Here is a 7,977-nt window from a genome sequence, read left to right on the forward strand (position 1 = left end):
GACCTGTCCCGGATGGACGTGACGATGCGCAGGGCCCAGACCGAGGGATCCGGCCCGGCCCCTCCCCCTCGGGAGCCGGCCCGGATCCCTCGGTCTGGGCCCTGCGCATCGTCACGTCCATCCGGGACAGGTCCGGTCCCAGTGCGGTGACCCGCATCTCCAGATCCCGCTGGATCCTGCCCTCCTTCTCGTACTCGTTGGTCAGCAGGCGGCCCTGGACGATGATGCCGTCGCCCTTGACCAGCGTCCCGGACGCCCGCTGGCCCAGCCTGCCCCAACAATTGGCCGAGAAGTACAGCGTGCCGCCCGTCTTCCACTCCCCGGTGTCGCGGTCCTGGTAGCGGGTGTTGCTGGCCACCCGGAAGGAAAGGACCGAGTCCTCGCCGACCCGGCGGGTGGTGGGGGCGGTGATCACGGTTCCGCGGACGGTGGTGTGGGTCTCGTTCATGGTCTCGCTCCTGTCACACTCGGGCCGACCGTGCGTCGGCCTCGTGCCCCAGAGCGTGCCCCACCTCGTCGTCGTCGAAACCCGGTCGCGCCGCTCGCGGCGCCCGGTCTGTGGAGGGACGGGCAGGGTGTGCAGAAGCGGGCCCGACGACGACGAGGTGGTCGCTCCTCAGGACTTGCGGTCCGCCCGGGACATCGCGCTGAGCATCTCGTTGTAGGCCTTGAGCTCGGCGTCGTCGTCACGCTCGGCCTGGCGCTCGCCGCGCCGGGCGTCCCGCATGTCGCTCTGGTACCACTGCCACGCCAGGGCCAACATGACGATGAACAGCGGGATCTCCCCCGCCGCCCACGCGACCCCGCCGCCGACCTGCTGGCTCTGAAGGAGATCCGGGATCCAGGGCAGTCCGATCCCGCCGTACCAGTTCTCGGCGAGCACGGTCTTGTAGTTCATGAGCATGATGCCGAAGAAGGCGTGGAACGGCAGCGAGCTGAGCAGCACCATGAGCTTGTAGAGCGGCGAGAAGTGCCGCGGTGCGGCGTCGACACCGATGATCACCCAGTAGAACAGGTACCCACTGATGAGGAAGTGCACGTTCATGAACATGTGGCCCAGATGTTCTGAGGCCAGGCCCTCGTAGAACCCGCCGAAGTAGATGATGTAGAAACCCGCCACGAACTGCACGGAGGCCACGATCGGGTGGGTGAGGAAGCGGGACAGGGGGTTGTTGATGAACTCGACGATCCACTCACGGGGCCCGGGCGGGTTCCCACGCCCCGCGGCCGGGAGCGCCCGCAACGCCAGGGTCAGCGGCCCGCCGAGTGCGAGGAGCACCGGCACGAGCATCGAGATGAGCATGTGCCCCACCATGTGGCTGGCGAAGTCGGCCATCATGTACATCCCCATGCCAGAACTGGTGGTGAGGAACAGGATCACGCAGCCGAGCACCCAGGCCACGGTTCGGCCCACCGGCCAGGTGTCACCGCGGCGACGCAGTGTGATCAGGCCCCACACGTACAGGCTCAGCAGGATGACCGCGGCCAGGCCCAGCACCAGGTCGAAGCGCCACACCCCGAACACGGTGCCGAGTGAGAACGGCCCGGGGAGCTCGAAACCCAGGAGCGCCTCTTGACGAGTGGGCACGTACAGCGGCGCCGGCGGCGGGGTGCGACCGAGCGAGACCGAAAGCCCGATCGTGCCCGCCATCACCACGGATTCGACCAGCGCTATCCGCACCAGGGTCGGCCGGTCGACGGGAGCGTTTGCCGATCTGGACTCGATCCTGGCGATGATCCGGCGGCGGATGGCCAGGCCGAACAGCGCGAGCAGGACCAGCAGGAGCGCCTTGGACACCACGAGCAGCCCGTAGGTGGAGGAGAACAGGTCGGCCGGGTGCAGCCGCACGAGCGCGTTGATGATGCCGGAGAACCCGAGCGCGATGATCGCGATGGTCGCCACCACCGAGTAGCGGCGCAGGGCCAGGGCCACGCGGGAGCCGCCCCGCATGGTGTGGGCCAGCACGGCGACCAGCCCGCCCACGTAGAACGCGGCGGCGAACAGGTGGATGATCAGCGAGTTGGTGGCGATGTCGTGCGCGGTGCTCCCTGAGGCGTGCCCCGTGGCCGCCACCGGCAGGAGCGAGAGCACCGACACGCCCAACCAGATCACCGACCAGCGCCAGCTCACGGTGAGCCGCTGACCGATCCCGGCCACCAGCGCGATCACCGCCGCCCACCGCCAGGACGAGGCCACGTCGATCTGGTTGATCGCCACGATCCACTGGTCCGGAGGCAGCGCCGCCCAGAACGTGCGGCCGGAGACGTCCGACAGGGTCAGCGGGATGAGCAGAGCCGCGGCCACCGCCCACGAGATGTTGGCCCACGAGGAGATCCGCTGCGATCGGTACCCGTCCACGTCGAGGGTCTTGTCCTTCTGGGGCGGGGTGAAGAACGCCGCGAACAGGGCCGTCCCCACCGCCACCGCGGCGAGCAGCTCGCCCACCGCTCGGACCGCCGGGAGCCCGGCCGTGGTGAGGACGCCCGGGTCCGGGACGCCCACCAGCGCGAGCGCCACCTCCGTCGACATGCCCGACAGTGGGATCACCACCGCGGCGGCCACCACCGCGAGCAGGATCACGACGGGGACCACGCTGCGGGTCGTGAGCGTTCCGGCGCGGGCGGGTGTCGACTTGGACGACGTCATGGCCACCATCGTATTAACCCGATCGCCCCGGGCCGATTCGCGGCTGCGGCGCACACCCCCGGATCGGCTATCATCCTTCCGGCGACGCCGGACGCGGGCGTCGCAGGCCTCCGTAGCTCAGTGGATAGAGCATCCGGTTTCTACCCGGCTGGTCAGGGGTTCGAATCCTCTCGGGGGCGCACACTTCTGCGCAGATCAGCGGCGCTGACCGGCGTGACACCGGGCCCAAGCCGGCCGCCTGCCGCAGCACCCCGCCTGCCGCCGCCCGCCCTCGGCATCTGGCCCCCCTCGTCGCGCGGTCGATTCTGTTCACGTTTCCCCAGGTGGGGATCCGCCGGAGCCGCGCATATGTGACCACTCGCCGGGCAGCGCAGGGTGGTAAGTTCGCACTTCGAGCTGATCCACAGGATCGGCGTCGATGACACGGGGTGCCCCTACCGAACGGGGCTGAGATCACACCCGCTGAACCTGAACTCGTTCACACGAGCGGAGGGATGTCACATGCGCTGGTGCACGCGGCCATCCCTGTGCACGCCGCGGTCCTGGTGCACGCGGCCACCCCTGTGCACGCCGCGGTCCTGGTGCACGCCGTGCTGAGTCGCCCCGCAGTTCCGGCCGTGGCGCTGGACGGTCTGGGCCACACCTACCCGGGAGCACGCCGGCCCGTTCTCGCGGACCTCAGCCTGTCCGTCCCGGTGGGCCAGCACATCGCGGTCGTCGGGCGCAGTGGCTGCGGCAAGTCCACGCTGCTGTCGCTGATCGCCGGCCTGACCGAACCGACGACCGGGACCGTCTCCGTGTTGGACGAACGCCGGCCCGGCCGGCGCCTGGAGCACTGCGCGTTGATGCCGCAGGGCGACAGCCTGCTGCCGTGGATGACCCTGCTCGACAACGTCGCGATCAGTCTCCGCAATCAGCGGGAGCGCCGGCGCGTGGCCCGCGCCGAAGCCCAGCAACTGCTGGACCGCCTGGGCCTGGGCGCCTGGTCGGGGGCCCGTCCGTCGGCTCTGAGTGCGGGCATGCGCCAGCGCGCGGCACTCGCGCGCGCACTGCTCGCTCGCAAACCCCTGCTGCTGGCGGACGAGCCGCTCGGTGCGCTCGACGCGATCACCCGCGCCGACGTCCAGCAATGGCTGCGCGAGACCCTCGCCGGGACGCCGGCCACCCTCGTCATGGTCACCCATGACGTCGATGAAGCCCTGCTCCTCGCCGAACGTGTGGTCCTGCTGGCACGGCACGAGGCCGACGCCCCGGCGCGCGTGGTGTCCACCTGGCCGGGGTGGTTCGGCGACGACCGCCCCCGCGAGGCCCTGCTCGGCGACAAGGGATTCGCGGCGACCCGCCAGGACGTGCTCCAGGCCCTGGCGCGGGAATCCCACCTGGCCGACGGCGGAGCCGCCCTATGACAATCCGAGTCCTCCGATCCGCCGCTCCCGCCTGCGTGACGATCCTGCTGGTCCTCGCCGCGTGGATCACGATCACCGCGCTCGAACTCGTTCCGGCCTACGTCATCCCCGCGCCCGGCGCCGTGCTCGACTCGCTCGTGACCACCTGGCCCGACCGGCTCGGTTCCGCCACGCTGCTGACCGCCTCCGAGACCCTCCTGGGTGTGGTCCTCGGAGTGGTCGTCGCGGTGATCGTCGTGATCATCAGCGCGTTCGTGCCCACCATCGGTCAGGCCATGACCCCACTGCTGGTCGCCTCGCAGGCCATCCCGGTGATCGTGATCGGTCCGCTACTGACGATCTCCCTCGGGTACGGGATGGCGCCGAAGGTCATCGTCGTCGCCCTGTTGTGTTTCTTCCCCGTTGCCCTCAACCTCCTCTCCGGCGTGCGGGCCGTCGACGCCCGGGTGATCGACACGCTGCGGAGCCTGCACGCCACCCGGTGGTCGCTCTTCTGGCGGGTTCGTCTGCCGTCCGCCGCGCCCCGCGGGTTCGCCGGATTGCGCGTCTCGGTCACGTTCGCGCCGGTGGCCGCGGTGTTCGCCGAGTACACCGGGGCGACCAACGGCCTGGGGTACCTCATGCTGCAGGCCATCCCGCGTCTCCAGACGGACTTCGTCTTCGCCCAGGTGGTCGTGCTGACGATCATGTCCAGCGTCCTGCTGGCCACCGTGACCATCCTCGAACGACTCATCTGCCCGTGGAACACCCCCACCGGGGAAAGGACCCCATCATGACGCACACATCCACCAGCGCGGCCCCACGCCGGACCGTCACCCGACCGGGCGTCACCCGACCCGGCGTCCGCATGGTCGCGATCGCGGCCGCTGCCGTGCTGGCCCTGACCGGATGCCAGGCGGCTTCGGACGATGCGGACACGACCGAGACCGGAGCCGCACCGGTGAGTGTCCTGCTGGACTGGAGCCCCAATCCCGATCACGTGGCGCTGTACACCGCGCAGCACACCGGCGCGTACGGCGACGCCGGCGTCGACGTGACGTTCATGACGCCCGCCAACACGGCCGACGCCGCGCGGGAGGTGTCCCTGGGGCGGGCGGACCTGGCCATCTCGTATGAGCCCGACACCCTCATCGCCGCGGAACAGGGCCTCGACGTGATCTCGGTGGCCGCCCTGATCCCCACCTCGCTGACCTCGCTGATCGCCAGGACGGAGTCCGGGATCACCACCGCGGCCGACCTGGAGGGCAGGACCGTGGGGCTGTCGGGTCTGGCGTCCCAACAGCCGACTCTGGACTTCATCGCCCGGGAGGCCGGGGTCGACCCGGGCTCGATCTCCACCCCCAACGTGCAGCAAAGCCTCAACCAGGCGCTCCTCACCGACCAGGTCGACGCGATCTTCGGAGCATTCCGCAACATCGAGGGCGTCGAGCTCACCGCTCAGGGCGACGTCGTGGTGCTGCCGGCCACCGAACTCGGGGTGCCGGACTACGCGGAACTGGTGATCATCGCCAACCCGACCCGCCTCGCCGACGACGCCGACTACGCCGAGCGGGTGCGGCACTTCCTCGCGGGGACCGCGGAGGGTCAGGCCGCGGCGCTGCGGGACCGGCAGGTCGCGATCGACGCCCTCACCCCCGAGACCCAGGGCTCCTACGACCCGGACATCCTGGAGATGATGATCGACGCCACGCTCGAGCTGCTACCCGAGGACGATTTCGGTCGGCAGTCGGACGAGGACTGGGCGGCATACGCGAGGTGGATGTACCAGAACGGGCTGCTGGAGACCGAGGTCGACGGTGCCGCCGCCACGACCAACGACTACCTGCCCGGAGCCGGCGACTAGAACCGCGCCCCGCCATCCAGCAGGCCCCGCCCGAGAGAGGCCCGCCAGCCATTCGACGGCGGGGATCGGCCTGCCTCAGTTCGGGGAGGCCTCCCGCAACCGCGCGAGCAGCGGCTCGGCGGCCTCCTCGAGGAACCGGTCCAGGGTGGAGTCGCCGATCTGGATCAGCGCGACGTCCGTGTACCCGGCCTCCCAGTAGGGCTGGATCTTCTCGACGATCGCGTCCAGGTCGGGACCGCAGGGAAGTTGCTCGGCCACGTCCTCGGGGCGGACGAACTTGGTGGCGGCGGCGAATCCGGCGGTGGTGGGCAGGTCGGCGTTGGCGGCCCAGCCCCCGGCGAACCAGCGGAACTGGTCGTGCGCCCGCTCGACGGCCGCCTTCTCGGACTCGGGATCCCAACTGATGGGGATCTGGGCGATGGCCCGGGCACCGTCACCGATGTTCTTCCGTCCCTCGAGCGCGTTCCAGTTCTCGATGTGGGCGGGCTCCGGCTCGGTGGCGATGAGGTGATCGGCGAGCGGCCCGAGCCGGCCGACGGCCTTCTCCCCGCCGGCTGCCACGCCGATCGGCACCCGCTTCTCGGGCAGGTCCCACAGCCGGGCCGAGTCCACGCGGAAGTGCTCGCCGGAGTAGGTCACCAGGCCGCCGTCGAACAGTTCGCCGATGATCTCCAGAGCCTCCACCGTCATCTCGTGTCGCTCGTCGACCGAGGGCCACCGCTGACCCACCACGTGCTCGTTGAGGTTCTCCCCCGCGCCGATGCCCAGCATGAACCGGCCGTCGGACATGATCTGCACGGTCGCGGCCTTCTGTGCCACCACCGCGGGGTGGTAGCGCAGGATCGGGCAGGTGACATACGTGCACAGGTCCACCCTCTCGGTGACGTGAGCCACGGCGCCCAGGACACTCCATACGTACGGCGCGTGGCCTTGCGAGGACAGCCACGGGAAGTAGTGGTCCGAGGCCACCTCGAAGTCGAATCCCGCCTGCTCGGCCTTGGCGGCGTAGCGGACGAGTTCCTTGGGGCCGGACTGTTCGGTCATGAGCGTGTATCCGAAACGTGTCATGGTTCCGAGGGTGCGCCGGGCCCGGGCTTGTCGCCACCGGTCGCCACCCGGGCGGGGGCCACCGGTTGACACCCGGGCGGGGGCCACCGGTTGCCGGCCTCCCGAGGGCGGTGCACGGTCGGACGCATGACCACTACACCGCGCGCCCTCCTCCTCGACGTCGACGGCACCCTGGTGGACTCCACCTACGTCCACGTCTGGACCTGGCACCGCGCCCTGGCCGAGGCCGGCGCGCCGGTGCCGTTCGTGGAGGTGCACCACCGGATCGGCAAGGACGGGTCCACGCTGGTGGACGAACTCCTGGATCTCGCAGGTGTCGACGACGACGAGGACCGCGAACGCGTGGCGAGCCGGGCCAAGGATCTGCATTCTGAGTACTACGCGGAGGCGACGCTGCGCCTGCTCCCCGGTGGCCGCGACCTCATCCGTGGCGCCAAGGAGCGGGGGTGGATCGTCGTGCTCGCGACCTCGGCGGCACCGTCGGAGTTCGAGCAGGCCCGGGAGCTTCTCGATGTCGACGACCACGTGGACGCCGTGACCACGGGCGAGGACGTCGACCAGGCCAAGCCCGATCCCACCATCGTGGCGATCGCCCTCGAGCGCTCGGGCGTCGACGCCGCGGACGCGATCATGGTGGGCGATGCGACGTGGGACGCCATCGCAGCCGGCAAACTGGGCATCCGCTCGGTAGCCGTGCGGACGGGCGGTATCGGCGACGCCGAACTTCGTGAAGCCGGGTTCTCCGCTATCGCCGACGACGCCGCCTGCGTCCTGGACCTCCTCACGTCCGGCGCCCTCTAGTCGCCGGGGGGGCCTGGCAGGGAGCGCCTCTGCCGCGCCTCCCAAACCCACCCCGGCCGCCTCCGCTTCGCCCTCTGCTTCGGCACGTCAGCCTCGCCCCCCTGCCTTATGCGTCCTCTTCGGCCTATGCGTTCTCTTCGGCCTATGCGTCCTCTTCGACCGCATTCCGCACACTTGTGCGGCGGCTCGGGACCATTGCGCCCGCGCACCTC

At 70.2% G+C, this 7,977-nt stretch carries 7 protein-coding genes, 1 tRNA gene and 1 riboswitch; of the genes, 5 read left to right on the plus strand and 3 right to left on the minus strand.

Going from position 1 to position 7,977, the window contains the following annotated elements; genetic code table 11:
• Together IY392_RS10530 and IY392_RS10535 are read right to left on the minus strand one after the other, a co-directional pair.
• Positions 1-448, minus strand: a 448-nt coding sequence (locus IY392_RS10530; RefSeq protein ID WP_228549271.1) for a single-stranded DNA-binding protein, incomplete at its 3' end; no start/stop codon positions are given.
• Positions 449-616: 168 nt separating this feature from the next.
• The gene (locus IY392_RS10535) at positions 617-2,647 is read right to left on the minus strand and encodes a cytochrome c oxidase assembly protein (protein ID WP_107758019.1); all 2,031 of its coding nucleotides are present in this window, start codon (positions 2,645-2,647) and stop codon (positions 617-619) included.
• 106 nt (positions 2,648-2,753) lie between these two features.
• Here IY392_RS10535 and IY392_RS10540 point away from each other — a divergent pair.
• The 4 genes from IY392_RS10540 (at position 2,754) to IY392_RS10555 (ending at position 5,896) form a co-directional block, all read left to right on the plus strand.
• Positions 2,754-2,826 (plus strand) — tRNA-Arg (locus IY392_RS10540).
• Positions 2,827-3,061: 235 nt separating this feature from the next.
• A riboswitch (TPP riboswitch) is annotated at positions 3,062-3,159 on the plus strand.
• Positions 3,142-4,053, plus strand: coding sequence for an ABC transporter ATP-binding protein (locus IY392_RS10545; RefSeq protein ID WP_228549272.1), 912 nt, complete (start codon positions 3,142-3,144; stop codon positions 4,051-4,053). It overlaps the preceding riboswitch by 18 nt.
• Positions 4,050-4,829, plus strand: a complete 780-nt coding sequence (locus IY392_RS10550; protein WP_194861175.1) for an ABC transporter permease — start codon at positions 4,050-4,052, stop codon at positions 4,827-4,829. Before IY392_RS10545 ends, IY392_RS10550 begins: the two co-directional genes overlap by 4 nt.
• Entirely contained in the window at positions 4,826-5,896 is a 1,071-nt protein-coding gene (locus tag IY392_RS10555) for an ABC transporter substrate-binding protein (RefSeq protein WP_194861176.1), read from the plus strand. Before IY392_RS10550 ends, IY392_RS10555 begins: the two co-directional genes overlap by 4 nt.
• A gap of 75 nt (positions 5,897-5,971) precedes the next feature.
• On the opposite strand, the gene IY392_RS10560 is transcribed toward IY392_RS10555, so the two are convergent.
• Positions 5,972-6,964, minus strand: a complete 993-nt coding sequence (locus IY392_RS10560; protein WP_182613362.1) for a TIGR03557 family F420-dependent LLM class oxidoreductase — start codon at positions 6,962-6,964, stop codon at positions 5,972-5,974.
• Positions 6,965-7,090: 126 nt separating this feature from the next.
• On the opposite strand from IY392_RS10560, the gene IY392_RS10565 reads away from it, so the two are divergent.
• Positions 7,091-7,765 (plus strand): HAD family hydrolase, encoded by a 675-nt coding sequence (locus IY392_RS10565; protein ID WP_194861177.1) that lies wholly within the window; start codon positions 7,091-7,093, stop codon positions 7,763-7,765.
• Positions 7,766-7,977: the final 212 nt, after the last annotated feature.

It is taken from the genome of Dietzia sp. SYD-A1 (genome assembly GCF_015356725.1).
Taxonomy (GTDB): Bacteria; Actinomycetota; Actinomycetes; order Mycobacteriales; family Mycobacteriaceae; genus Dietzia.